Annotated in this window: 23 protein-coding genes; 6 read left to right on the forward strand and 17 right to left on the reverse strand. The window is 39.0% G+C overall.

The window, feature by feature from the left end:
* Positions 1-17: 17 nt before the first annotated feature.
* The 4 genes from MKY08_RS13185 to MKY08_RS13200 all read right to left on the reverse strand — a co-directional run bounded on the left by MKY08_RS13185 (position 18) and on the right by MKY08_RS13200 (position 2625).
* Positions 18-1061, reverse strand: a complete 1044-nt coding sequence (locus tag MKY08_RS13185; protein ID WP_069513116.1) for a beta-carotene 15,15'-monooxygenase — start codon at positions 1059-1061, stop codon at positions 18-20.
* Between the two features lie 44 nt (positions 1062-1105).
* Positions 1106-1579 (reverse strand): MarR family transcriptional regulator, encoded by a 474-nt coding sequence (locus MKY08_RS13190; RefSeq protein ID WP_069513115.1) that lies wholly within the window; start codon positions 1577-1579, stop codon positions 1106-1108.
* A 155-nt stretch (positions 1580-1734) separates the two neighbouring features.
* A complete protein-coding gene (locus MKY08_RS13195) occupies positions 1735-1938 on the reverse strand; it encodes a helix-turn-helix transcriptional regulator (protein ID WP_256093229.1) in 204 nt (67 codons plus the stop codon).
* A gap of 12 nt (positions 1939-1950) precedes the next feature.
* Entirely contained in the window at positions 1951-2625 is a 675-nt protein-coding gene (locus MKY08_RS13200; RefSeq protein ID WP_256093228.1) for an AraC family ligand binding domain-containing protein, read from the reverse strand.
* Between the two features lie 112 nt (positions 2626-2737).
* Between MKY08_RS13200 and MKY08_RS13205 the strand changes: the two genes are divergently transcribed.
* Together MKY08_RS13205 and MKY08_RS13210 are read left to right on the forward strand one after the other, a co-directional pair.
* The gene (locus MKY08_RS13205) at positions 2738-3655 is read left to right on the forward strand and encodes a DMT family transporter (protein ID WP_069513114.1); all 918 of its coding nucleotides are present in this window, start codon (positions 2738-2740) and stop codon (positions 3653-3655) included.
* Positions 3656-3844: 189 nt separating this feature from the next.
* Complete coding sequence (locus MKY08_RS13210) at positions 3845-4891, forward strand: Cj0069 family protein (protein WP_069513113.1); 1047 nt, start codon at positions 3845-3847, stop codon at positions 4889-4891.
* Between the two features lie 57 nt (positions 4892-4948).
* On the opposite strand, the gene MKY08_RS13215 is transcribed toward MKY08_RS13210, so the two are convergent.
* A complete protein-coding gene (locus MKY08_RS13215; protein WP_069513112.1) occupies positions 4949-5581 on the reverse strand; it encodes a LysE family transporter in 633 nt (210 codons plus the stop codon).
* A gap of 250 nt (positions 5582-5831) precedes the next feature.
* Positions 5832-6650 (reverse strand): hypothetical protein, encoded by an 819-nt coding sequence (locus MKY08_RS13220; RefSeq protein ID WP_256093227.1) that lies wholly within the window; start codon positions 6648-6650, stop codon positions 5832-5834.
* A gap of 262 nt (positions 6651-6912) precedes the next feature.
* On the opposite strand from MKY08_RS13220, the gene MKY08_RS13225 reads away from it, so the two are divergent.
* The 3 genes from MKY08_RS13225 (at position 6913) to nspC (ending at position 9797) form a co-directional block, all read left to right on the forward strand.
* Positions 6913-7101, forward strand: a complete 189-nt coding sequence (locus MKY08_RS13225) for a hypothetical protein (protein ID WP_024361142.1) — start codon at positions 6913-6915, stop codon at positions 7099-7101.
* A gap of 330 nt (positions 7102-7431) precedes the next feature.
* Entirely contained in the window at positions 7432-8661 is a 1230-nt protein-coding gene (locus MKY08_RS13230) for a saccharopine dehydrogenase family protein (RefSeq protein WP_024361143.1), read from the forward strand.
* Positions 8658-9797, forward strand: a complete 1140-nt coding sequence (gene nspC, locus MKY08_RS13235) for a carboxynorspermidine decarboxylase (RefSeq protein ID WP_069513111.1) — start codon at positions 8658-8660, stop codon at positions 9795-9797. The genes MKY08_RS13230 and nspC overlap by 4 nt, the downstream gene beginning before the upstream one ends.
* A 66-nt stretch (positions 9798-9863) precedes the next feature.
* On the opposite strand, the gene MKY08_RS13240 is transcribed toward nspC, so the two are convergent.
* The 5 genes from MKY08_RS13240 to mce all read right to left on the reverse strand — a co-directional run bounded on the left by MKY08_RS13240 (position 9864) and on the right by mce (position 15059).
* Positions 9864-10352 carry a CheW domain-containing protein gene (locus MKY08_RS13240; RefSeq protein ID WP_069513110.1) on the reverse strand — a complete coding sequence of 163 codons (489 nt, stop codon included), beginning with the start codon at positions 10350-10352 and terminating at the stop codon, positions 9864-9866.
* Between the two features lie 17 nt (positions 10353-10369).
* A complete protein-coding gene (locus tag MKY08_RS13245; protein WP_069513109.1) occupies positions 10370-11491 on the reverse strand; it encodes a M20/M25/M40 family metallo-hydrolase in 1122 nt (373 codons plus the stop codon).
* Positions 11492-12003: 512 nt separating this feature from the next.
* Positions 12004-12957 carry a hypothetical protein gene (locus tag MKY08_RS13250; protein ID WP_069513108.1) on the reverse strand — a complete coding sequence of 318 codons (954 nt, stop codon included), beginning with the start codon at positions 12955-12957 and terminating at the stop codon, positions 12004-12006.
* A 135-nt stretch (positions 12958-13092) separates the two neighbouring features.
* Entirely contained in the window at positions 13093-14640 is a 1548-nt protein-coding gene (locus tag MKY08_RS13255; protein WP_069513107.1) for an acyl-CoA carboxylase subunit beta, read from the reverse strand.
* 5 nt (positions 14641-14645) lie between these two features.
* Positions 14646-15059, reverse strand: coding sequence for a methylmalonyl-CoA epimerase (gene mce, locus MKY08_RS13260; protein WP_069513106.1), 414 nt, complete (start codon positions 15057-15059; stop codon positions 14646-14648).
* Positions 15060-15184: 125 nt separating this feature from the next.
* Here mce and prli42 point away from each other — a divergent pair, with 125 nt between their 5' ends.
* Positions 15185-15280: a stressosome-associated protein Prli42 gene (gene prli42, locus MKY08_RS13265; RefSeq protein ID WP_152490651.1), complete on the forward strand. Its 96-nt coding sequence runs from the start codon at positions 15185-15187 to the stop codon at positions 15278-15280.
* A gap of 20 nt (positions 15281-15300) precedes the next feature.
* On the opposite strand, the gene MKY08_RS13270 is transcribed toward prli42, so the two are convergent.
* The 6 genes from MKY08_RS13270 to MKY08_RS13295 all read right to left on the reverse strand — a co-directional run bounded on the left by MKY08_RS13270 (position 15301) and on the right by MKY08_RS13295 (position 23473).
* A complete protein-coding gene (locus MKY08_RS13270; RefSeq protein WP_081328027.1) occupies positions 15301-16308 on the reverse strand; it encodes an aromatic acid exporter family protein in 1008 nt (335 codons plus the stop codon).
* A gap of 180 nt (positions 16309-16488) precedes the next feature.
* Positions 16489-16929, reverse strand: coding sequence for a BrxA/BrxB family bacilliredoxin (locus MKY08_RS13275; protein WP_024361151.1), 441 nt, complete (start codon positions 16927-16929; stop codon positions 16489-16491).
* Positions 16930-17064: 135 nt separating this feature from the next.
* A complete protein-coding gene (gene meaB, locus MKY08_RS13280) occupies positions 17065-18162 on the reverse strand; it encodes a methylmalonyl Co-A mutase-associated GTPase MeaB (protein WP_069513104.1) in 1098 nt (365 codons plus the stop codon).
* Positions 18162-20315, reverse strand: a complete 2154-nt coding sequence (gene scpA / locus MKY08_RS13285; protein WP_069513103.1) for a methylmalonyl-CoA mutase — start codon at positions 20313-20315, stop codon at positions 18162-18164. The genes meaB and scpA overlap by 1 nt, the downstream gene beginning before the upstream one ends.
* Positions 20312-22015: a methylmalonyl-CoA mutase family protein gene (locus MKY08_RS13290; protein WP_069513102.1), complete on the reverse strand. Its 1704-nt coding sequence runs from the start codon at positions 22013-22015 to the stop codon at positions 20312-20314. Before MKY08_RS13290 ends, scpA begins: the two co-directional genes overlap by 4 nt.
* Before the next feature lie 120 nt (positions 22016-22135).
* Positions 22136-23473, reverse strand: a complete 1338-nt coding sequence (locus MKY08_RS13295; protein WP_069513101.1) for a dihydrolipoamide acetyltransferase family protein — start codon at positions 23471-23473, stop codon at positions 22136-22138.
* Between the last annotated feature and the right edge of the window lie 16 nt (positions 23474-23489).

The following is a 23489-nucleotide window of genomic DNA, read 5'->3' on the forward strand; positions in this document are numbered from 1 at the left end:
TGCAAGGCTTTAGTTGTTTACTGCCCTTTATTTTCCTCCATGCCTCGGCGTAATAGGTCTCTTAATTCCTGTACTTGATCGACTTTGATTGCCACTTTGTTATACCGCTTTTTCAGACCTAACATAAACGTTACTTCCACCGGTTCTTTCATCTGCAATATCATGTGTGGATAGGCTTCTCCAAAATCACGTGCTATAAAATCCATTGTATCTTTCGATAATTTTTCTTTTAACAGTTCTGGGTTTTCTTCCACTTTTTCAATCGCATCGAAGCGAATGGTCGCTCGTTTCATTAAACCTAAAGATAAATATAATGAATCAGAGGTTGCGTAAATAGGATTTAAGCGAACTGCCTGCATATCAGCTATAAAAAATAAGACAGAGTAAATATTTATGATAAGTAATAGGATGGATAATAGCATGGATTTTTCATGAAGCCACCAGTGGATACCAATAGTCTCTATCACGATGGCATGAATCATCATCATCTGAAAGGCGATATAGCTAGAGTTTTTATGTAACGTTAAACCCGCCCGTTCTTTTCGCTTCCAACTTGCAAATCCGTAGTAAAGAACGAGTAAATCTGTACACAGCATCTGTATAATACAATACTTTGGAGCATGTTTTTCAACTGCTTGTGGAAAAGAAAAAATGTCTGGTAAAGAACTTGCCCGCACATCTGCTATAATTTTAGGTAAGTAATATACTAACGTTGTAACAAGTAATAGTTCGGTCACGATAAGTGCCCCTTCAATTGCAAATCCAGCCCATGTCACCGCCACATACGGTTGCAAATGATCCATTGGAATAATGAAGCGTGCAGCAATACAACCTGTTGCGGCCAAAACAATCGCATACTTAATAGAAAACTTTCGTTTATACAGCATAACTAGCACTGGTATTACGATGATAAAATCGAGTAATGATCCAAGTACAACGCCCGCTGTGTCTGCGGGTAAAATGGACATGCCAAATCCCGTATTATAAAGCGAGTAGTTGCTAATTAATACAATGGCTAAAAACGCCATCCAGATGTTTTGCTTATTTTTTAAGACTATCATTCCGAATCTCCCCTTTAGGTGTCAGACTATTGCACGTATCGACATTACTTTTGTCCTATTTCCTCTATCATGCCTTCTTGCAAAACAATGTCATTTAATTTTTGAATAATCTCCTTCAATTGGACTAATTCTGATCGTTCCAGTTTCGAGTAATACTTGGCAATAATATAGCGCTTTATTTCTTCTTCCCGCTCGAAATACTGAATACCCGCTGTATCTAAGTGGACAAAAATTTCACGGCGATTTTTGGGGTTAATTTGTCGCATTACATATTGTTGTTCTTCAAGTTTACTTACGAGTTGACCAACAGCACTTGAAGTAATATTCATGTAGAGTGCAATTTGTCCAATGGTAACACTTTTATTTTTATGGATAAAATCCATAAGTATCATTTGCTTTGTAGATAAATCATCCGTTACTAAATGCTGATGGACTTTTATAAAATGGCTGTCCATCGAATAAATCGCATCATTAATTTCCTGTACGAGGTTATATAATGCGTCATCATGTTGGTCCATACAAAATCATCCTTTTTTAAGTTAGGTTAATAGTTAAGTTAACTTTAATATTAAGTTCATTTTAAAATAGAGTGCATCATTTGTAAACAATTTACAAGGAAAGCAAAGTTTTTTTTGTATGAGCATGTCATGAAATATTCACTTTTCTCCGAACACTACGTATTGCGCTGGCCAACTAAAAATCTTTTGCGATACGCATGTGGTGAATAACCCGTATATGCTTTAAAACGCTCAATATAGTAACTAACTGTACTAAAGCCTGTGTCTGATGCAATAAACGTGATGGGTTTGTCACTATCGCGCAACAATTCCATACTTTTTCTTAAACGGTAATGTAATAGATACGTAAATGGTGTCATACCGACTACTTTTTAAAAAAAACGACTGCATTCTGCCTTGCTTATAAACACATGTGCAGCTAATTTTTCCAGGGTTATTTTTTCTTGATAATGACGATGAATGTAGTCAAGCATTTCTTTTGCACGCTCATGTTGCACGATCATAGAAGAATGTATCGTTTCCTCAGTAAGCTTCGATTGCATTAAAATAACCTCCCAAATCGATAACAATGCCCTCCACACCTGAAATTCAAAAAAGGCATTTCGTTCCTTTAATAATTGGGCAACACATTCTACAGCTTGTGCTAGCTCACCTGAAAGCTTAACAAATGGTAGTCTATTATTGGTTACATATGGTTGCACATATTTAGATGTCAACACACTCCCTTCATGTCCGCCTAAAAATTTCGGATCAACATTTATACAAAACAGCAACGACTGGTCCACCTCATTTGGTTTCGCTTCATGTAAACATGCTGCATTGACAAATAACCCTTCTCCCGCCTCAAGCAGTATGATGTCCGCACCTACACGATAGTTGACACGTCCACTTTTGACATAGACGAACTGTATTTCTTTATGCCAATGTAATGGCAAAAAATCCAGCCGATCTACTTGTAATGTCGTTTCGTATAAAGCAATTGGAAATGCATTCGAACCATGTATCGTTAATTCTTGTAAATCTTTCGCTACTTTAATATGCGTCAATGTCAATGCAAACACCTCAATATATTGATAGTTTAAACCGTTAATACGATATTTTTTACAATGAAAATTATATACTATTTTTTTATATTGATAGTTTAGGAGATGCTATAAAATGAATCAACAACATAATAAAAACCGTGCTTTTGGTTTTATGCTTGTCATTCTCGGGGCAAGCTTTTGGGGAATTGGCGGAACAGTTGCGCAAAAACTATTCCAGCAAGAACATATTGAAGTTGGTTGGCTCGTATCGAGCAGACTGCTTGTTGCCGGTATCTTGTTAATTGCCATTTACAAAATAACACATCGTCATCAATCCATTTTTGTTATGTGGCGAACAAAGCAAGATGCATTAAGACAAATTCTCTTTAGTCTACTGGGTATGCTTGCTGTGCAATATACATATATGATGTCCATTGCAATCGGTAATTCTGCTGTAGCGACTTTATTACAGTATTTAGCGCCACTTTTCATTATCAGTTACTATATTATTAAAAAATATAGTAAACTCACCAAACAAGATGGCATTGCTGTATCACTTACACTAATCGGTACGACTTTATTGCTAACAAACGGTTCATTTTCCACGCTTTCAGTTCCATTTATGAGTGTATTTTGGGGTGTGTTATCCGGTCTGGCTGTCGCTTTTTATACATTGTATGCCGTGCCGCTTTTACAACAATTCCATTCTTTACTTGTTGTCGGTTGGGCGATGCTCATTGGGGGTGTCACCATGAGCATATTCTATCAACCTTGGCACATTGAGCTATCGACTTGGACACTTGCGACTGCTACTTATTTTTTCTTTATCATTATTTTTGGCACGATGCTTGCATTTTGGTTTTATATTGCCAGTTTGCATTACCTATCACCAAAAGAAACAAGCTTACTTGGTAGTTTGGAACCTTTAATGGCTGTGATCACAAGCGTTCTTTGGTTGCAAATTCCTTTTGGAGGCTTCCAAATGATTGGCACATTACTGATTCTATGTATGATTTTATATCTTACGGTGTTTCAGAAGAATAACTTATAATTGTAATTTAAATCCATTTTATTAGTGAATAACTTTGAAATTTGATTATTCAAAAAATAATTAGTCGTAAACTACTATACGAGAACATTTTCACCATGAAATTATATATAAAATTTACATATTTCGTATATCTTTTCTCCTTGTTTGTCCAGTATACTAAAAAATATCAAGAAGTTAAGGAGGCTATCTATGAATAAAAAAGTTATTTTCTTCGAAGTACAAGGCGGCACTGACAAGGGACCTGACGGCTACAGACTTGATACAATGCCGACGGTCAATGCACTTAAACAACGTGGACAAGATGCGCAAGTAATGTTTTTTGATATAACAAAAAAGGACGAAATTTTTGATTATGTGAAGGAAAATGGCGTTGCCTATGTATCTCGCATTAATCCTGGTAATTTAGAACATGAGGAAGAATATTTCGAGATGCTACGAGAGTTATGTGCAGCAGGTGTTATTGGCATGCCTCATCCGGATGCAATGATTGGCTACGGTTCGAAAGATGTATTATCGAAATTAGTGTCTACAAATTTAGTACCAGATGATACATTTGCTTATTACACGATTGAGGCATTTAAAGCACAATTCCCTACTTCCCTTGCACTGACGGAACGTGTCTTAAAGCAAAATCGAGGTTCAACTGGCGAAGGTATTTGGCGAGTAAAATTAGTCGAGCCCCTTGCTGCTGGCATAACAGAAGTACCTCTTGATGCCAAAATTAAATGTACTGAAGCAAAAGATAATCATGTAGAGTATTGGGAGCTAGGTGCATTTATGACGTTTTGTGAGCAGTACATTACAGGCTCAAATGGAATGTTAATTGATATGCGCTTCCTTCCTCGTATTACTGAAGGCGAAATCCGCTTATTTATGTTGCGTGACAAACCAGTTCACGTGGTACATAAAAAACCAGCCGATACTGAAGATGCCTTTAGTGCTACACTTTTCTCTGGTGCGCAATATCGCTACGATAAGCCAGAAGATTGGGAACAACTTGTACAAAACTTCTTAACACAATTACCACTCGTTACCAACTTATTAGGTAATTATGATTTACCACTTATTTGGACAGCCGATTTTATGCTAGATACAAATGAGGCAGGCGAAGATTGCTATATTTTAGGTGAGATGAATTGTTCTTGCGTAGGCTTCACTTCTGAACTCACTTTGGCACATCAAGTAGCTGAAGAAATCATCGCTTGCATTGAGGAACATCGCACAATTCCAGCATAACGATGATGACAACCTAAAAAGGCATTGAGAAGTAGATTCTCAATGCCTTTTGACAATTTATCTGTACATTTTAATTCCTTGAATAAATTCATAAATAAAGTAACCTGCGAAACCAATTAATAACATTCCTGATATCATTGTCAGGGTTTTAATCATTTTTCGACTCATCGCCTTACGCGTAACCGAAACTATAGTCATTAAACCTATGTCGTGCAGTAAAATACCACTAAGTATACCAGCAGCTATTACTAGGAAACTTGCCGACTCTCCTTTGTCATACGATTTTGCTAGAACTACACCGAAAACATTTACCCAAAAAACAAGGTTTCCTGGCGAAATGGCTACCAGAAGCCCATTGCGATACGATGCGAAAAATGATTTTGTTACCTTTTCACCCGCTAGCGTAATGTCTTGATCGGCATTTTTGATCGAATCTAACCCAAGTAAAAACAAGAAGCCGGCGCCAATAATCCACATAGGCAGCTGAATTAGCGGCATAGCTAATATAGAAGCAAGCCCCATATACAGAGCAAAAACTAATACTACATCAACCGTCATACCGCCAAGCCCTACTGCCCAGCCATGCATAAAGCCATTTTTTAGCCCCTGCTTAGTCATTTCGACCGTAATGGCACCTACAGGCATGGCTATAGCAAGCCCTACTAATACATACGCAACATATAAACTCAAACAAACACTTCTTTCATGCAATAAAATAAGCTTCTTACGTCCGTTTATAATCCTATTCTAGCATAAAAATACAGAAATGTAGTGCCTGCCACTCAAAAAATTTATAATTATACAAGTGAATATCTACTGAAACGCCCGTCGTAACGCATATTTACTAAGTGCCAGTCACTCAAACAATTCATAAATATACAAATAAACTCTGCATAAACGCCCGTGGAAAACTATGATAGATTATTAAAATAGCTCGTCCTTATAGCATTTGTTTCTTCCACTGTGTTAGTAAATCCTCTGACTTAGCAATGTCCACCTTTAACGCCACTTGCTTAGCAGAGCAGCGTTTTTTGGCTTTCGACCAAGCTTCCTCTAGTGACGGTAAGTAACTTAAATTTTTGGTAGCTGCAACTAACTGGAAAAAGATATTCCCTTGAATATAATACCAACGAGCATTCATGCCATCTAGCTGAATCGCCTCTTCAATAAGACGTAGTGCCAAATACGGGCTTGCTTCCATGTGATTAATAAATTGCGCAAATGCTCCCCAATACAGTGCTATATTCGGTTGTAATTTAATCGCTTCCGCATATTGTACCATTGCTTTATCAGGCTCTTTTGCGAGTACAAAATATTCAGCCATTGTATAATAAGCATTGGCCTGCGCTTCGATAGACCCTGCTAATAATTCATCTACTACTCGTCCAAATTGCTCATCGTCCTGACTGCCAATATAGGCACTAAGGACATCACGCTCTGGATACGATCCATCCGCACGTTCGACACTTTGCTTCACATTATCTGCAGTGTGGACTGGCATAGTAGCATAGCCATTAGCCTCTAAAAGTGCCACATGCTGTTGAATAATAGAATAAGAACTATCTGCTACAAACGATTCGTCCTTTAATAATGCCTTCGCCAAGGTATAGCTTTCTTTCACTTGTCCACTGACAAATAATTCATTTATTAGTTGTACCTGTTCATTAAATTGATTGATCACGATAAAATCCTCACCTTCACCAAAGAGCTTTCTTATTGGTAGTTTACCATCTTTAGAGCGAAAAACAGCAATAATCATAAAACCAATGCATTCTTATGCTGTTTTTTTAATATAAATAATGTCATCCTACTTGCAACGTCAGCTTCAAAAAGCACCATTCATCAATTCCATAAAAAATAGCCATTATTTCCATACGAAATTTAGATAAATCCCTCCATCTTTCAAACTTTTTCACATAATAATAGTTATTATTTGGATATTTTTTCTGAATTATGAGATAATTGAAGTAAAATAGTTTCATCTTTGGGGCAAGTAAATTTTATTTTAGGAGGGGCTTGCTATGAATAAACGTTTTCATCTGTTATTACTTATTATGGGCAATTTATTAACACTTGGAGCCATTTTTATTTATGCTGTGCAAAGTCAAGTGCAAGTGGCCTTCAGCACCTATGGCCTCGTGATGGGATTATTAAGTACGCTGTTAATCATTATTTTTTATCTATGGGGCGATGCAGAACCCCACCTTTGAGTGCCAGTCACTCAAACAATTTTCAAACAATTTAAGGTGCATGACTACTAAGTAAAAATCCATGAAGACTTCTGCTAACTATGCTAAAGCATAACGCAATAACTCAACTATGAGAGTTGTTGTGACTTATGTATTGCAGGCAGAATACACAGTGGATTTTTACGCGTTAGTTGATCAGCTATCGGGGGTATCCCCCCTCTAATTACGGCTAATAAATGTTGAAATAAAAAATTTTTTGTAGAAATTTAAAAACAATGATTGAGTAGTAAATCAATTTTCTGTATAATCAGCTTGTTTGACAATACTTTATATGAACTTGGGGGTAGACAATTGGGTAAAGCATTGATTATAGGAGCTGGCGGAGTAGCCAGTGTTGTGGTACACAAGTGTGTTCAAAATTCGGACGTATTTGAGGAAATTTGTATCGCAAGTAGAACTGTTTCAAAATGTGACGCTCTAAAAGAAAAACTAGACGGCGGAAAAACAAAGATTCATACTGCACAGGTAGACGCTGACAATACAGATGAATTAATCGAACTTATTAAAAGTTTCGGACCAGATGTTGTCATTAATGTAGCGTTACCTTATCAGGACTTAACGATTATGGATGCTTGCTTAGCGACAGGTGTGCACTATGTGGATACTGCAAACTACGAGCCACCTGAAACGGCAAAATTTGAATATAAATGGCAATGGGCTTATAAAGAGAAGTTTGAAAAAGCTGGCTTAACGGCATTACTTGGTAGTGGTTTTGACCCTGGTGTAACAGGCGTTTTCACAGCACATGCTCAAAAACATGAATTCGACGAAATCCACTATATCGATATCGTAGATGCCAATGCTGGTGACCACGGTTATCATTTTGCAACAAACTTCAATCCAGAAATCAATATTCGCGAAATTACAGCGAATGGTCGTTACTGGAAAGAAGGCGAGTGGATTGAAACAGCACCACTTGAGAAAAAAGAAGTTTATAACTTACCAGAAATCGGACCAAAAGATATTTACCTGCTATACCATGAAGAATTAGAATCAATTGCTAAAAACATTAAAGGTCTAAAACAAATTCGATTCTGGATGACATTCTCTGAAAAATACTTAACACATTTAAAAGTGCTAGAGAATGTAGGCATGACTTCTATTGAGCCAATCGAATTCGAAGGGCAAATGATTCAGCCAATCCACTTCTTGAAAGCAGTATTACCAGATCCAGCATCACTAGGACCACGTACAAAAGGTAAAACAAATATCGGCTGTATTATCCGTGGTTTAAAAGATGGCAAGGAAAAAACGTACTACGTATATAACGTATGTGACCATGAAGCGTGCTATAACGAAGTTGGTTCACAAGCGATTTCTTACACAACTGGCGTACCAGCAATGATCGGTGCAATGCTTGTTATGAACGGTCAATGGCAAAAACCAGGTGTTTGGAACGTAGAAGAATTCGATCCAGATCCATTTATGGATGCATTAAACAAATGGGGTCTACCATGGCAAGAAAGCCATAACCCAGAATTACTTGACTTAGAGATCGAAGCGAAGGAAAGTAGCCGATGAAACCAATTGATTTCACAAAAGTTCCATCACCTTCTTATGTAGTGGATGAACGACTATTAACAAAAAATCTTGAGCTTTTAAAGTCGATACAAGATCGTACGGGCTGCCGTATTTTACTTGCTCTAAAAGGGTTTTCTATGCATTCAACATTCCCTTTAGTTGGTGAATACTTAGCTGGTATTACATCAAGCTCACTTTTTGAAGCCCGTCTTGGCTATGAAAAAATGGGCAAAGAAGTTCATGTCTATGCTCCTGCTTATGTAGAGCATGAAATGGACGAGCTTCTTGGCTATGTTGATCACATCGTCTTTAACTCTTTCAACCAATGGGCACAGTACAAGGATAAAGTAAAAGCTGCTGGCAAAACAATTGAATGTGGTATTCGTGTTAATCCTGAGTACTCTGAAATTGAAACAGCACTATATGATCCTTGCTATACGAACTCTCGTCTTGGTACAACATTAGCTAACTTCGACAAATCTCAGCTTGACGGTATTGATGGCTTACACTTCCACGCAATGTGTGAGCAAAACTCTGATACATTAGAGCGTATAATTGAAAAAGTCGAAGAAAAATTTGGTGATGTTTTACACCAAATGAAATGGCTAAACTTCGGCGGTGGTCACCATATCACGCGTGAAGATTATGATGTAGAAAAACTAGTGAATATCATTAATTATATTCAAGATAAGTACAATCTCCTAGTGTATCTAGAGCCTGGTGAAGCAGTAGCACTGAATACAGGCTACTTAGTTGCAACGGTTCTTGATATTCAGAAAAACGGGATGGATTTAGCTATTTTAGATACATCGGCAACTTGTCATATGCCAGACGTACTTGAAATGCCTTACCGTCCGATGATTATCGGGTCAGGTCAAGCAAATGAGCTAGCATACACATATCGCCTTGGTGGACTTACATGTCTTGCAGGTGATGTTATCGGTGATTACTCATTTGAAGAACCTCTAAAACCGGGCGATCGTCTTGTCTTTACTGATATGGCACATTACTCGATGGTTAAAAACCATATGTTTAACGGTGTCAACCTACCATCTATCGTTTCGTTTAACGATGAAGAAGGTATTAAAGTCATTCGTGAATTTAAGTTTGAAGACTATAGCGGTCGACTTTCTTAATCCAAATGAAAACCCCCTCCAAACATTGGAGGGGGTTTTCATGTTATTCCTTTTGTTTGTCAAAACTTATGCTTCTATGTTTTCTTTTTCATTTTCCAGCATTTTGTGTAAATAATTGATAATTTCTCGAATGCCATCTAAAGAATTTACAAGAATTTTAGGATCTACATACGTAATCATACGGTTTTCTAAATTGGCCACTGCCGTAAAGTAACGTGTTTTTGAATAATTAACAAGCCCCATTTGCTTTAAAATGGACTCATCTAAATCAAGAATTTCACGTGCCTCTGTTACGAGCAAGCCGTAGTTCACGACATCCGTATTAAGGACAATAATACGTGCTGTAGCCGCATTTGACGAACGATTATAGAGAATGCGCTCAAAATCTAATACAGGAATTAGCTCTCCTCGATTTCTTGTAAAACCTAATAAATAATTTGGTAAATGTGGAATGGGCGTTATTTGCTCTAATTTTTCAATTGAAATTGCTTGCTCCACTGGTACTGCATATTCTTCTGTACCACAAGCGAAAACTACTGCCTTGACACTTTCCATTAGGTCACTTCCTTCTTTTAACGCTCATGTTTAGCTGTCTCTTTCACAATTTCCACAAGCAAATCTGCTAGTTTTTCTAATTCTTCTACAGGAATCTTCTCATTTGTCGTATGAATATCTTCATAGCCTACTGACAAGTTTACAGTAGGGATACCAAAGCCTGCAATAATATTCGCATCTGATCCGCCACCAGATATACCTAGCTGTGGCGTGCGGTCAATGTTGCGGGCTGCTGCCATTGCTACTTGAACGACTTTATCTGACTCTGTAACGCGGAAACCTGGATACATTAGTTTCACTTCTATCTCTGCACGTGCCCCCATTGCAGCGGCAACTTGTTCAAACGTATCTTGCATATGTTTCGTTTGAGCGTCAAGTTTTGACTTATCAATAGAACGAGCTTCTGCTAAAATTGTTACTTCATCGCACACAATATTCGTTGCTTGACCACCTTCAAAGCGACCAATATTAGCCGTTGTTTCTTCGTCCAAACGCCCAAGCTTCATTTGTGCAATACATTTTGACGCAACTGTAATCGCTGACACACCTTTTTCAGGCGCAACACCTGCATGCGCTGTTTTGCCGATGATTTTGGCAAAAATTTTCGCTTGGAATGGCGCTGCTGTCACGATTCCACCTACTTTGCCATCACTATCTACCGCAAAGCCGTATTTTGCACGAATAATTGAAGGGTCCAATTCTTTCGCCCCCACAAGTCCGCTTTCTTCTCCTGCTGTAATGATGAACTCAATATCACCATGTTCGATTTGTTGTTCTTTTAAGCGTTTTACCATTTCAAACATCGCTGCTAGACCCGCTTTATCGTCCGCGCCTAAAATCGTTGTGCCATCAGAAACGATATAACCATCTTCACGAAGAGACGGTTTAATGCCCTTTCCTGGTACAACTGTATCCATATGAGAAGTAAAATAGATTGGCTCAATGTCTAATGAACCTTTTAATGTCGCAATAATATTGCCAGCTCCATGACCATTTCGAGTATGTGCATCATCTTGCACTACTGTAAAACCAAGTGCTGTTAATTTGTCGATTAATACCGGCGCAATTAGTTGTTCATGTTTTGTTTCTGAATCGATTTGTACGAGCTCAAAAAACTCTTCTACTAAACGACTTGTCATGTTGTAAGACTCCCTTGATTTACGTGTTTTCCACGTCATAATATAAGTATTAGTTTAGCACAATGACTGAAGAGTTGGAATAATACGCTAGTAGTAACTTCTTTATTTTGTCTTTTAATTCCGTAGAAATCCATGAATCGTTGGTAACCCTTTAGCAAGTGCCATTGCGTTTATAGCAAAAAAGAGGCTGGGACAAAAGAGAAAAAGTGTTAGATTGATGGCAGTCAATCTAACACTTTTTTGCTGCGCCGTTGTTGTCCGCTTCGGCGTTGCTTTCCGCTCAGCACAGTAAGACGCAACCCTCGCTAACGCGCAGAATGCCAGCGTCTTACGGTGTGTGCGTTCTGAGCAGGAGTCACCGCCTTCGCTACCAACAACTAGTGAACACTTCTATTTTTTTGCAAATAGCCAAGTTCCCATAATAGCAAAAATTTACGAACACCTTTCCTCTGTTCCTTAAATTTTTTTTATTATGTTCCAGCCTCTTTTTCTCTTTTGACTCGGCTTCGTTGTTAAATTTGTAAAATCGCCTTTTTTTCCTTCTGTAATTCTTCTAAATGAGCTACTGCTTTATGATGTTTTTCCTGTAAACGTCTAATTGTATTATGTACGTCATCTTGTACACGGGATACTTGCTCTCTTGCTGTTGATATTTTTGAATGGACTGACCAAGCAGAAAAAATATCATCAAAGAAATAATCCGCAAATTTTACAAAACCGTCTGCCTCCACATGTAATGACTGGGTAGACAAATCTTGGACATCAAGCAATTCATTATGAAAACGTTGCAAGGCAATTTGAGCATTATGAAGATAGCTTTCGGTTTTATCAAGCGCATCATGCTTTAAATGCGTGGCAATAATGCCACCTCCAAAAAACGTATCCCATGTAGAAAATCCGCTCGCTGAATGCAGTGATGCGGCTGCCTGACCTAATTTAGTTAGCGCAATATCCCCCGCTTCTTCTGCTTCAGTTATCTCAAAAATTAACTGCTTGGTCATCACTTCTTCATTCGCAAGCTGTTCCAATTTGTGCGCATATTCAGGCTCGTGTAATTGGAGATAGCTTTGCTTTTTTTCTTGCAGATGACTTAGCGCTTGTTGCAATTGTTTTGCATTTGATTGGGTGAGCAAATGATTCACTTGCTCCAGGTCGATTGTTAAATCATGTAGCATTTTTTTGGCTTCATTGCTTTTCAATTCCAAAATTGCTGCTTTATCGACTTTCTCCGCTCTTAGCTCATCTTGCTGCCCTGTCCAAGTTCGAATCATATTCATAAATGAAAAACCTTCGAGCTTATCAAGTTTGATTCGAATTTGATTGAGTTCTGTAGAATGTTTGGAAATTTCCTGCCTTGCATGCTCGATTTGTCCTTCAATTAAAAGCTTTTTTTCACTTAATCTATTAACATTTCTTAGCTGGGCATGAAGTTTTTCCTGCTCAGACTGTAATTGTTGCCACTCCATTCATCTCAACTCCCTTACCTATTTGTACGGGTGAGCAGCAAAAATGTTTCAATTATCTGTCATTTTTTGAATATATTTTTTTAGTCGTTCCATCTAAAAAACCCAGCAGCCAACTGGCTACTGGGTTTGTCCAACTTATAGTGGAATGTTTCCGTGTTTTTTCTCTGGACGTGTTTCGTGCTTGTTTGACAACATATCTAGAGCTTGAATAAGTTTGATACGCGTATCACGAGGATCAATAACATCGTCTACCATACCACGAGATGCCGCAACATAAGGATTTGCGAATTTCTCTTTATACTCTTCAATTTTTGCTGCACGAGTTGCTTCTGGATCATCAGACTTCGCAATTTCACGAGCAAAGATAATATTTGCTGCACCTGCTGCACCCATTACTGCGATTTCAGCGTTTGGCCAAGAGAATACTAAGTCAGCACCGATTGATTTAGAGTTAAGTGCAACGTACGCACCACCATATGCTTTACGTAGAATAACTGTAATTTTTGGTACAGTTGCTTCAGAGTATGCATAAAGGATTTTCGCACCATGACGGATAATACCACCGTGCTCTTGTTTTACGCCTGGGAAGAAACCAGAAACGTCTTCAAACGTGATAATTGGCACATTATACGCGTCACAAGTACGAATGAAACGAGCTGCCTTATCTGAAGAATCGATATCAAGACCACCCGCTAATACTTTTGGTTGGTTACATACAAGACCTACAGATTCACCAGCAATACGTGCAAAACCAACTACGACATTTTTCGCAAATTCTGAGTGAACTTCCATAAATGAACCTTCGTCCACTACTTGTTCTACAACTTTACGCACATCGTATGGGCGCGTTGTTTCGATTGGCACAGTATCCACGATTTCTGGACGATAATCGTCACCTTCTGGACGTGGTTGACGTGGTGCTTTTTCTTTATTGTTTTGTGGTAAATAGCTTAATAATTGTTTAATTTGATTGATTGCCGCTTCTTCAGATGGTGCACGGAAGTGAGCGTTACCACTTACTGCATTGTTTACTTTTGATCCACCTAGATCTTCAGCAGAGATTTTTTCACCTGTTACTGTTTCAATTACTTTTGGTCCAGTAATAAACATTTGAGATGTTTTATCAACCATTAAGATAAAGTCTGTGATAGCTGGAGAATACACAGCTCCACCCGCACAAGGTCCCATAATAACAGAGATTTGTGGAATTACTCCAGAGTAAATCGCATTACGGTAGAAGATATGTCCGTAACCATCAAGAGAAAGAACACCCTCTTGAATACGCGCGCCACCTGAATCGTTAATACCGATAAATGGTGTGCCGTTTTTAGCTGCTAGATCCATTACTGTCGCCATTTTTTTAGCGTGCATTTCACCAAGCGCTCCACCAAAAACAGTGAAATCTTGAGAGAATAAGTAAACTGGACGTCCGTTAATTTTACCAAAGCCTGTTACTACACCATCGCCAGGGCCTTCCATTTTGTCCATACCGAAGTCTACTGTACGGTGCGTAATGAATGGGTTAATCTCGAAAAACGTACCTTCGTCTAGTAATAATTCAATACGCTCACGAGCTGTTAATTTACCTTTATCATGTTGCTTTTCGATGCGTTCATAGCCACCGCCAAGCTCAATTACCGTCTTACGATCATATAAGTCATTAATTTTGTCGAACATATCCATACTAATCACTTTTCCCCTTTTCCACTTTTATCGCATAATTCATATAACACACCGAAAGATGATTTAGGATGCATGAAAGCTACCTCTGCGCCACCTGCACCTGGTCCTGGCTCTTCCGACAAAAGACGCACGCCTTTTTCACGAAGCTCTGCCATCCGTTCACGAATTCCTGTTACACCGAATGCAACATGGTGAATGCCTTCGCCACGCTTTTCGATGAATCCGTGAATAGCGCTTTTTTCGCTCATCGGTTCAAGTAACTCAATTTTCACATTGCCAGCGTCAATAAAAGCAACACGAACCTGCTGAGATTCAACCTCTTCCACTTTCAGTAACTTTAAACCTAAAGTTTCTGTATAATATGTAATGCGTTCATCTAGATCGCGCACTGCAATCCCAATATGGTCTACTCTCTCCATGGTGACATCTCCTTCTGTTATGGTACATAACCTATTTTACAGATTTTTTTGTCAAAACTCTACTACTTGAGAAATTTTTCAGATTTGCTAAACTATTTATAAGAAAAGAAGGAGCGAACGAGCATATGAGTAATAAAAAATTTCAAAAAGTCGTTGTTTATGCCATGATTGCCATCATGGTCATTTCATCTCTTGCATTCGGTTTATCAATGCTAGTTTAAGAAAATGCAAAGCGTCCACGCTACTGTGGGCGCTTTCTTTCTACCTTTAAACCCTTAAATGATTGCTTTATTTCTAAATACCGATCCATTTCTTCTATGAATTGATAAAGCGCTGCTTGCGCAATAAACTCTTGATGGTTTGTAGGTAAAGGTAGTTTCGCAAAATCTCTCTTCGCTAACTCTAATTTTTCCCTATAACGACCTGCCGTATTTCCAGAATGGACATGCTCCCCAAGGTCTTGGACAAAGTCTGCCACAATTTCTGCCTCTTGTACTATAACAGGTAATGCCGTTATCTTCGGGAGAACTCGTTCAATAATTTCAAGCTGTTGCTCACGCATATCGAAATAGACATAATAGTCATTTTGTCTACGAGTAAAATGATTTTCTACATCTTTAAAGGCTAATGATTTTGCATCATTCAACATTTTGACTGCTTGAATCAGTTCCTGTCCATCCCATAACGTATCACCCTGTCTTAAATAGCTGGCAATTTCTAAAAAAATCTTACTGTACAGTTCCTCTATTTTAACTCTATAGTAATTTAATTCCTTTTGAATATCTGGCATATACATATTAATGGCGATTCCCGTACCATAACCAATAGCCATCAAGGCTAACTCATTCGTTACCAAATCATACGAAAAGCCCTTAGCTGCGTAAATATGCATAATAATCACCGCACTTGATACAAAGCCATCTGCTACCTTTAACGAAACAATCGTCGGTATAAACAATACAAGCATCCCTGCCAATGTTAATGGGTGATAAGAAAATAGCTCAAAGCTCAAAAATGCATACAGCATACCAATAATGCTTGCGACAAAGCGAGTATAAGCAGCATGAAGGGATTTTTTCTTTGTTGGCTGCACACATAGAATCGTTAGAATACCGGCTGAAGCATAAGAAGCTAATTCAAAATACTGCGCAATCGCAATGGCGATCGCTGCTCCGACTGCTGTTTTTAATGTACGATAGCCGATTGAAAATTTCTTCAAGTCGACTGCCTCCCATCCTGCAGCATTCATAACGAATAGTTATTCATTAGAAGCTCATCTTATCTATTTAAACTTTTATTGTGTTGTCCATTTATTTAGCCAATATTACAAAAATTCCGAAAGGATTTGACTAAAGTGCACTAGTCACTTTAGCCAAATAACTAAAAGCTAAACTTATGTTAAGCTCACCATATAGGTGTTAATCAAACTTTATAGCTCTTCACAATATTCTTCAAAATTAGCTTGTAAGTTTGTCACTACTGACATTGGATCATGGCCTTCGATTTCATAGCGGCCCACTTCTGCTACGACTTGTCCATCTTTTAAAAGTACAAATGATGGAGAAGATGGCAAGTGGTCTTCACCGAAGTGATAACGAGCTGCTGCTGTCGCTTCTTTATCTTGACCTGCAAAGACAGTAACTAAATGATCTGGTCTTTTATCGTAATGCACACATTGTGCTGCTGCTGGTCGAGCAATGCCCCCCGCACAGCCACATACTGAATTGACCATAACTAATGTTGTACCCGGACGAGCAAACGCCTCTTCAACAGCTTCCGGCGTGCGTAATTGCTCGTATCCTGCAGCCTCAATTTCTGCACGTGCTGTTTTTAAAATTTCTTGCATAAATAAATCGTAATCCATATTCATAAAGCGATAGCTCCTTTCAATTTCGCGCTGTCTTCATTTGCTTTGTATAACTTTTGGTTGAAAGCGCTCATACATCTCCTATCATAGCAGTAAGTGATGCTTTTGTGCACCTACATGCTCATATAAAAGCGTACATTATTTCTGTGATTGCTCATCGCTAAATAAACGATCTACACCTTGCGTTACTGTTAATTGCCCATTGAGGATTTGGCGCTCTAGTAACTGCACTTGTTCCTTGCGATTTGGGTCTCCGTAAAATGCATCAATTAAATGATCTGTAATCATAGATTGGAACCAATCTCTCGTTTGTTTTTGACGTCGGATAGACCAATAGTTATTTGCTTCTACCGTTTGCCTAAATTCACCGATTGTATCCCACACTTTATCGAGTCCCTTTTTCTCCCACGAACTAACTGGCATGGCAGTAGACATCCAACCTGGTGTTGCAGGTTGAAGGAAATGCAATATTTGCTTGTACTCGGAAACGGTTTTTTTCGCTAGTCGAACATTGTCACCATCCGCTTTATGCACAACAATTGCATCCGCTAATTCCATAATGCCCTTTTTCATACCTTGAAGCTCATCCCCTGCACCTGTTAACACGAGCAACAGGAAGAAATCGACCATACCGCGGACGTATGTTTCACTCTGCCCAACACCAACGGTCTCAATTAAAATGACATCGTAGCCCGCTGCTTCACATAAAAGCATCGTTTCGCGCGTCTTCTTATGGACACCCCCTAGGGTACCAGCAGACGGTGATGGACGAACGAATGCATTCGGCTTTTTCACCAGTTCTTCCATGCGCGTTTTATCGCCTAAAATACTGCCCCCTGATAATGAAGAACTCGGGTCTATTGCAAGGACCGCTACTTTTTTACCCATCTCACATAACATCGTTCCGAAAGCTTCAATGAAAGAGCTTTTCCCAGCCCCCGGTACTCCCGTAATCCCTATACGAACACTGTTGCCTGTATGCGGTAAAAGCTCCTGTAATAACTCCTGAGCCTGTGCTTTATGGGTACTATTCGAACTTTCAATGAGCGTAATGGCTTTTGACAACTGTACACGGGAGCCTGCACGTACATCTCGTGCAAGCCCCTGTATATTAAGGTTGTCCGCCTTTTTCTTTCGGAATTTTTTCGGTACACCATACTGCATACCGTCGTGAGATGCCTCCACGCCACCCATGACAAATAGAGCACTTTCCTGCATCCCTTTGTTTTTGTCCATTATTTAGACACTTCCTCGTAACCTAAACGTTTATAGATTTCCTCAATAATTTTAATTGCAGATACAGGTATTACTGTACCAGGACCAAAGATCGCCACAGCACCTGCTTCATAAAGGAATTCATAATCTTGTGCTGGAATAACGCCGCCAACGATAATGATAATATCTTCACGACCAAGTTTTTTCAGTTCAGCAACCAATGCAGGTACTAAAGTTTTGTGACCTGCTGCTAATGACGATACGCCGATACAATGTACGTCATTTTCAACAGCCATTTGCGCAGTTTCTTCAGGTGTCATAAATAGTGGTGAAATATCTACGTCAAACCCTAAGTCAGCATAGCCAGTTGCAATGACTTTGGCACCTCGGTCATGTCCGTCTTGTCCCATTTTCGCAACTAAAATACGTGGGCGACGACCTTCATTTTCAAGGAACTCATCTGTCATATTTTTCACTTCAGTAATTTGTTCTTCGTCAGAGAAGTTAGCAGAATAAACGCCTGAAATGGAACGGATGATGGCTTTATGACGACCAGATACAACCTCGATTGCATCAGAAATTTCTCCCAGTGATGCACGAGCACGCGCTGCATCTACCGCTACTGCAAGTAAGTTTTCCTCACCATCTTGTGCAGCTTTCGTTAAGCGTGCAAGATGTTTTTGTACTTCTGCCTCATCACGAGCTGCTTTCATAGCATCTAAACGCTCAATTTGCTTTTGACGTACTAGTGTATTGTCGATATCAAGAATGTCGATTGGCTCTTCTTTGTCCAGACGATATTTGTTCACACCAACGATTGTTTCTGATTTCGAGTCAATTTTCGCCTGACGTTTCGCCGCAGCTTCTTCAACCTTCATCTTAGGAAGACCTGTTTCAATCGCTTTTGCCATACCACCAAGTTCTTCAATTTCTTCGATTAACGCCCAAGCAGATTCAGTGATTTCATCTGTTAGTTTTTCAACATAATATGAACCACCCCATGGATCAATCACTTTTGTCATGGCTGTTTCTTCTTGTAAGAATAACTGCGTATTACGTGCAATACGTGCAGAGAAATCTGTTGGTAAAGCAATTGCTTCGTCAAGTGCGTTCGTATGAAGTGATTGCGTATGCCCCATTGATGAAGCATTGGCTTCGATTAATGTACGCGTCACGTTATTGAATGGATCTTGCTCTGTTAGAGACCATCCAGAAGTTTGTGAGTGTGTACGTAATGCCAATGTCTTTGGATTTTTTGGATTGAACGTAGACATCATTTGCGCCCAAATGCGGCGTGCAGCACGCATTTTTGCCACTTCCATGTAATAGTTCATACCAATCGCCCAGAAGAATGATAAACGTGGTGCAAAGGCATCGATATCAATACCCGCTTTTAACCCTGTACGAACATACTCAAGTCCGTCGGCTAATGTATAGGCAAGTTCAATATCGTTTGTAGCACCTGCTTCTTGAATATGGTAGCCCGAAATAGAAATAGAGTTAAATTTCGGCATGAATTTCGCAGTATATTCAAAGATGTCCGCAATAATTTTCATCGACATTGCAGGTGGATAAATATATGTGTTACGGACCATGTATTCTTTTAAAATATCATTTTGAATTGTTCCAGCTAACTGGTCTGGTGTTACCCCTTGCTCTTCAGCAGCAACGATGTAGAAGGCAAGTACTGGCAGTACAGCACCATTCATCGTCATAGATACAGACATTTGGTCTAACGGAATTTGATCAAATAAAATTTTCATATCTTCGACAGAGTCAATGGCAACCCCAGCTTTACCAACATCACCTGTAACGCGTGGGTGGTCTGAATCATAACCACGGTGCGTTGCTAAGTCAAAGGCAACTGAAAGCCCTTTTTGACCCATTGCAAGGTTACGTTTATAAAAGGCATTTGATTCTTCAGCCGTAGAGAAACCTGCATACTGACGAACTGTCCAAGGACGCGCAACATACATAGTAGGGTATGGTCCACGTGTATTCGGTGCTATACCAGCTACATCATGTAAATGTTTCACATCTTTAATGTCATCTTTTGTATAAATATCTTTAATTTCAATACCTTCATTTGTCATGAATTTTTCATCTGACGCCGCAGGAGCTTCAGTTGATAATACGTTTTCGATTTCAATTGCACTAAAATTAGGCTTGCTCATCGTTGGACCTCCTTCATGCTAGCGAACACTGAATTTAATTTTTCAATGATGTTCTGTCCTGCGAAAATAAAGCCGTTTAAGCCATTTGCTAACCAAGCTTCTTCTTCGTCTTTAAATTTACCTGCAACGTCTACAATTACGTTTGCTGGTTTTTTAGCTAAAATCGCTGGTACTAATTCTTTTGTAGTATCGTCATTGCCTGCAATAACAACATATTTTGCTTCTGTTGTATTTAGCCAAGCGAGCGCTTCCTCAACTGTTGCTACTGGTTCGCTTTTTTCTGGTACTAGACCAACAGTGTTTAAGAAACCAGATACAAAGTCTGCACGAGGTTTTGAACTTTTTAGTGAACCTAATGCTAGAATTCCTGTTTTCACATTGGCAGCAGTCATTTGTGCACGCAATTGCTCAAACGGAATCGAAATGCGCTTAACATCTGCAAATAATGGGTTCGTTTCACTTTCAAGTACATCTGCTGGATTTGCATAAATATTCGTACCGATAACCGATTGTTTGCGTGTTTGTGCTGCTTTAATTCGCGCTTGGTAAGATACTTCTAATGCTTCTGCTAATTTACCAGATGCCGCATACGCGTCCATACCACCAGCAGCTTCAATTTCTAAGAATAATGCCCAAGCTTCTTTTACGAAGTCCGCTGTTAATGATTCAATGAAGTATGAACCACCGGCAGGATCTGTTATTTTTAAGACATTTGTTTCTTCTTTTAACACTAAAGATACATTTCGAGCAATACGAACAGATTGTTCTGTAGGCTTCGTTAATGCATCATGTGGGTGAACTGTAAATACATCCGCACCGCCAATTAATCCAGAAAGCGCTTCATTTGCTGCACGTAGTAAATTTACGTAAACATCCAATTTCGAGAAGCTTCGTAGAGAAGTTTCCGCAAGCGTTGGAATTTTTACATTCCCTTCCACACCATATGCAGATGAGAACGCTTTCCAAAGTACTTTAAATGCACGTAACTTCGCAATTTCTGTGAAGAATTGTGTATCAATCGCAAATGAAACATAAAATTTTTGTGCAAAAGCATCAAAGTTTTCTTCTTGCTCTGCATATTTTGCTGCAATAGCAAGTGCATAAGCTAATTCTTGTACGGCATTAGCGCCTTCATTATGGTAAGTTACTGTGTTTGCACTAATAGTTCGTACATTTGGCAATCCTTTAAGCTTGATAGGGCTTTTCGCTACAATATACCCATTCACAGTTTCACGCTGTTCATTTGTGATGTTGTCGAATACTGCTAACAATGGGTCATTCTCGTCTTTTACCGTTATTTTAAACGAATATTCAGAGAAATAAGGAGCTAGTTGTGCCAATATTTCTTCAGACCATTCAAAGTTAACACGGCTATCAATTGTCACAATCTCATTACCACGAGCTAAACTATCATCAAGTTGAGCGAAAAATGCTTCACTTGTTTCTGCATAAACTTGCTGTGCCACACGAAATACTTGACTATTTTGTAGGGAACGGATTGTGGCAACTTGTTTATCAAGTTCATCTCCAAGTTTTGCTACTAAACTTTCTTGTGTGTAAAGTGGTTCTAAAGTAACACCCTCACTTGTTTTCGTTAAAAGAGACTCGAATGGTTTCCCTTTTAAAGCTTTGATTGCTGCATCTTGCCATTCTGAATAGGACGGCTTTTCAAATTCAATATTTTTCATGTTGTTTGACATGCGGACGCTTAATCAGCTTCCCCCCTTAGTAGTTTCTATTTGTTATTCTACATGACAAATTGCGACTCGAAAAGCAAAAAAAAATCGGAAACCGTTATACAACAGGTTTCCGACAAGTCATCAGTAGACTGACGTCGAAGATTTATTTGTATTTTCGAGTATTTCTTTTACTCTATTTAGGAATTTACCACAAACTAATCCATCTAATACGCGATGATCTAAAGATAAACATAAATTTACGATATCGCGTGCCGCAAACATTCCACCAGGTAAAACAACTGGTTTTTTTACAATACTTTCCACTTGCAGGATGGCAGCTTGCGGATAATTAATAATGCCCATCGACTGCACAGAACCGAAAGCACCCGTATTATTAACTGTAAAAGTACCACCTTGCATATTGTCCATTGTCAGTTTCCCCGTGCGTACTTTTTGGGCAAGCTCGTGAATTTCTTTAGCAATCCCTTTAATGGACTTTTCATCAGCGTGTTTTATAACAGGGACAAAAAGTGCATCGTCTGTTGCTACCGCAATGGAAATATTTATGTCATGTTTTTGGATAATTTTATCACCCGCCCACATAGCGTTCATCATTGGGAACTCTTTTAAAGCTTGTGCAACGGCCTTTACAAAGAACGCAAAGTAGGTAATATTAAAACCTTCCTTTTGCTTAAAGTCCATCTTTATACTATCCCGATAAGCCACTAAATCCGTTACATCAACTTCCATCATCATCCAAGCATGTGGGACTTCTTGAGCACTACGTACCATATTATTCGCAATGGCACGGCGCACATTCGTTACTGGAATTTCAATGTCGCCTGTTTGCAACACTGGCGAGGATGCGATTGGTTTTGTTGGTGTTTCGATAGCGGCAACAGGTTGGCTACTAGCCGTTGTTGCAACTGGCTCAGAAGGTGTTACATCCTGTGGCGTTGGTATATTTCCTGCGTCAATGAGTTGTTGTAGATCTTTTCGTGTAATACGACCACCCTCGCCTGTACCAACAACTTGCTCAAGTGGAATATCATGTTCTTGGGCCAGTCTAAGTACAGCAGGCGAATAGCGGTTTTTTTGTTGTTTCACTGAATTTGCTGATGCAATAGGTGCAGTAACTTCCTTTGGAGACTCTTGTTTTTTCTGAATCCCTGCATTTAATATTGCAGCACTTACTGTCGACTTTTTCGCAGGCAAAGACGTTGGCTCTTCACCGTCACCTGCGATTTCAATGGAACAAACCACTGCTCCAACTGGTAACGTTTGCCCTTCTTCTGCAAGTAATTCTGTAATGACCCCTTCAAAAGAGGATGGGATTTCTGCATTTACTTTATCCGTCACAACTTCTGCTAATGGATCATATTTTTTTACTGTATCACCTGGTTGTACGAGCCATTTTTCGATTGTACCTTCTGTTACGCTTTCACCGAGCTGTGGCATCGTAATGCTTTGAATCGCCATTATCTTTTCCTCCCAT

It is taken from the genome of Lysinibacillus sp. FSL M8-0337 (assembly GCF_038593855.1).
GTDB lineage: Bacteria > Bacillota > Bacilli > Bacillales_A > Planococcaceae > Lysinibacillus > Lysinibacillus sphaericus_D.

Coding starts and splice junctions, on each gene's coding strand:
- MKY08_RS13185 (WP_069513116.1), bottom strand. CDS start 1,061: ATGATAGTCTTAAAAAATAAGCAAAACATCTGGATGGCGTTTTTAGCC.
- MKY08_RS13190 (WP_069513115.1), bottom strand. CDS start 1,579: ATGGACCAACATGATGACGCATTATATAACCTCGTACAGGAAATTAAT.
- MKY08_RS13195 (WP_256093229.1), bottom strand. CDS start 1,938: ATGACACCATTTACGTATCTATTACATTACCGTTTAAGAAAAAGTATG.
- MKY08_RS13205 (WP_069513114.1), top strand. CDS start 2,738: ATGAATCAACAACATAATAAAAACCGTGCTTTTGGTTTTATGCTTGTC.
- MKY08_RS13210 (WP_069513113.1), top strand. CDS start 3,845: ATGAATAAAAAAGTTATTTTCTTCGAAGTACAAGGCGGCACTGACAAG.
- MKY08_RS13220 (WP_256093227.1), bottom strand. CDS start 6,650: ATGATTATTGCTGTTTTTCGCTCTAAAGATGGTAAACTACCAATAAGA.
- MKY08_RS13225 (WP_024361142.1), top strand. CDS start 6,913: ATGAATAAACGTTTTCATCTGTTATTACTTATTATGGGCAATTTATTA.
- nspC (WP_069513111.1), top strand. CDS start 8,658: ATGAAACCAATTGATTTCACAAAAGTTCCATCACCTTCTTATGTAGTG.
- MKY08_RS13240 (WP_069513110.1), bottom strand. CDS start 10,352: ATGGAAAGTGTCAAGGCAGTAGTTTTCGCTTGTGGTACAGAAGAATAT.
- MKY08_RS13245 (WP_069513109.1), bottom strand. CDS start 11,491: ATGACAAGTCGTTTAGTAGAAGAGTTTTTTGAGCTCGTACAAATCGAT.
- MKY08_RS13250 (WP_069513108.1), bottom strand. CDS start 12,957: ATGGAGTGGCAACAATTACAGTCTGAGCAGGAAAAACTTCATGCCCAG.
- MKY08_RS13255 (WP_069513107.1), bottom strand. CDS start 14,640: ATGGATATGTTCGACAAAATTAATGACTTATATGATCGTAAGACGGTA.
- mce (WP_069513106.1), bottom strand. CDS start 15,059: ATGGAGAGAGTAGACCATATTGGGATTGCAGTGCGCGATCTAGATGAA.
- prli42 (WP_152490651.1), top strand. CDS start 15,185: ATGAGTAATAAAAAATTTCAAAAAGTCGTTGTTTATGCCATGATTGCC.
- MKY08_RS13270 (WP_081328027.1), bottom strand. CDS start 16,308: ATGAATGCTGCAGGATGGGAGGCAGTCGACTTGAAGAAATTTTCAATC.
- MKY08_RS13275 (WP_024361151.1), bottom strand. CDS start 16,929: ATGAATATGGATTACGATTTATTTATGCAAGAAATTTTAAAAACAGCA.
- meaB (WP_069513104.1), bottom strand. CDS start 18,162: ATGGACAAAAACAAAGGGATGCAGGAAAGTGCTCTATTTGTCATGGGT.
- scpA (WP_069513103.1), bottom strand. CDS start 20,315: ATGAGCAAGCCTAATTTTAGTGCAATTGAAATCGAAAACGTATTATCA.
- MKY08_RS13290 (WP_069513102.1), bottom strand. CDS start 22,015: ATGTCAAACAACATGAAAAATATTGAATTTGAAAAGCCGTCCTATTCA.
- MKY08_RS13295 (WP_069513101.1), bottom strand. CDS start 23,473: ATGGCGATTCAAAGCATTACGATGCCACAGCTCGGTGAAAGCGTAACA.